This is a genomic window from Microcoleus sp. D2_18a_D3 (assembly GCF_036702455.1).
Classification (GTDB): domain Bacteria; phylum Cyanobacteriota; class Cyanobacteriia; order Cyanobacteriales; family Microcoleaceae; genus Microcoleus.
The window spans coordinates 1-2,157 of record NZ_JAUBTK010000198.1; the positions used below are offsets into that span (position 1 = coordinate 1).

Here is a 2,157-nt window from a genome sequence, read left to right on the forward strand (position 1 = left end):
CTTGAACGGGTTAATTGGAAATCAGAGACAAGCTACATGAGTATAATTACTCACTACAAAAGTGACATACTCCCAAAATTTTGCCGTCGGGACTGAAACTAATGCTTTTTACCCAACTTCCGTGTCCTCGGATAGTTTTGATTTCGGTGTCTGTTTCTGCATTCCACAATTTAATGGTGCTGTCATCGCAGGTGGATGCTAAGATTTTGCCGTCGGGACTGAAACGCAGGCTGGTAATTCGGCTGTTATGGGCTCTCACAATCTTTCTTGGCGTAGATTCTAAATTGTTTAAATCCCAGAAAAATATTGTGCGATCGTTCCCTGCGGATGCTAAAGTTTTGCCATCGGGACTGAAGGTGACGCTTCTAACTCTTTCGAGATGTCCTTTGAAGGTTTTGATTTGGGCACCGCTTTCTAGATGCCACAATTTAACAGTTTTATCGGTTCCTGCTGATGCTAAGATTTTACCGTCGGGACTGAAAACAACGCTGTCAATTCCCCTCAGATGTCCTGAAAGAGTTTTGATTTCGGTGCCCGTTTCTAGGTTCCACAATTTAATAGTTTTATCGCTTCCTGCGGATGCTAAAATTTTGCCGTCAGCGGCGAAACTGACGCTGGTGACGGCACCTTGATGTCCTAGAAAAGTTTTGATTTCGCTGCCGTTTTGTGCATTCCACAATTTAACAGTGCGATCGCTGCTACCGGAGGCAACTGTTTTGCCGTCGGGCGAGAAACTCCCACTGAAAACCTGACGGCGGTGGCTTTCCAGAACTTTCGGTTCGATGCCGGTGAGGTTCCAGAGTCGTACCGTGCGATCGATACCTGCCGTTGCCAAAGTGCGGCCGTCGGGACTGATACTAAGGCTGACAACCCTGCCACTGTGTCCTTTGAGCGTTTGCGGCTCGATGTCTCCTAACTGCGATAAATTCCACAATTTGACGGTGCTGTCTTCGCTAGCGGTAGCCAGAGTTGGGCGGAGGCTGCCTCTGGGACTGAATTTGACGTTCCAGAGGCAGCCTGCTGTGGGCTTGCAGGGTTTTGAGGAGAGTCAGGTTTTGGACATCCCACAGCTTGACTAAACCGTCTTCACCAGCGGATGCTAGGGTTTTGCCGTCGTCGGAGAAACTAACACTTCTGACAGCAGTGGTATGGCCCGTCAGCGTTGCGATTTCCGTTCCGTCTGCTGGATTCCAAAGTTTGACAGTGCGATCGCTACCCGAAGATGCGATCGCCAACCCGTCGGGCGAAAAAGTGACGCTTGTTGCCCAGCCCCTTTGTCCGGTAAAGGTTTGGAGCAAAGTGCCGTCTGCTGGATTCCAGAGTTTGACAGTGCCGTCGGAACCCGAAGATGCTATCGCCAACCCGTCGGGAGCAAAACTGACTCCTCTCACCCAGCCCCTATGCCCCGTAAGGGTTCTAATTTGTGTGCCGTTTTCGATGTTCCAGAGTTTGATAGTAGCATCGTCACTAGCAGATGCGATCGTCTTGCCGTCAGGTGAGAAACTGACAGTCCAAACGTTGTCTCCGTGCCCCGTGAGCGTTCTGAGCAAGATGCCGTCGGGGTTCCAGAGTTTGACGGTATCGTCTTCGCTAGCGGATGCGAGGATTTTGCCATCGGGCGAGAAAACGACGTTTCTGACGTTAGCTTGGTGGCCAAGGAGCCGATCGCGCTCTCGGATGCTGTAAATTGCTTGTTGGAGGGCGATCGATACTTGCATCTTAGTTTCGGATTTTGCCGGACTGAATGCCTCTAATTTTTTAAGTTTATGTGCTGCTTGCAGTGCTTCGAGCATTGCTGGAAAAGGGTTTGAGGCTAAAGTTGTCTTTGACGACAAACTTTCGAGGACTATTTTAGTTTCTGCGAGTTCTCGATCGGCTTTAATTACTTGCAATTGTACGGCGATAGCGGCTGCTAAAGATATCGCTAAAAATGTCGAGCCGATCGCAATTATTTTTCTAGCTTGTTTTTTAGCTAACGTTAACTCTGTTTTAGCTTGATGCTGGGCCAGACTTAAAGTTTCATTAGCTTGTGTCAATATTTGACTTTCCTCAGTTTGCAGTGCAAAAGCCAATTCAACTTCGGTTCTTCCTTACTTGGTATGCTAAATCAATAGCTAAATCAGTCAAAAAAATTGAAAAAATATGTCAAAATATCAA

General features: G+C 47.9%; 1 protein-coding gene and 1 pseudogene. Both read right to left on the reverse strand.

The features are described from left to right. Positions 1 to 46 precede the first annotated feature (46 nt). Positions 47 to 934 (reverse strand): WD40 repeat domain-containing protein, encoded by an 888-nt coding sequence (locus QUB06_RS34420; protein ID WP_333439304.1) that lies wholly within the window; start codon positions 932 to 934, stop codon positions 47 to 49. Positions 935 to 1,028: 94 nt separating this feature from the next. After that, a pseudogene (locus QUB06_RS34425) lies at positions 1,029 to 1,793 on the reverse strand (WD40 repeat domain-containing protein); the annotation flags it as partial. Positions 1,794 to 2,157: the final 364 nt, after the last annotated feature.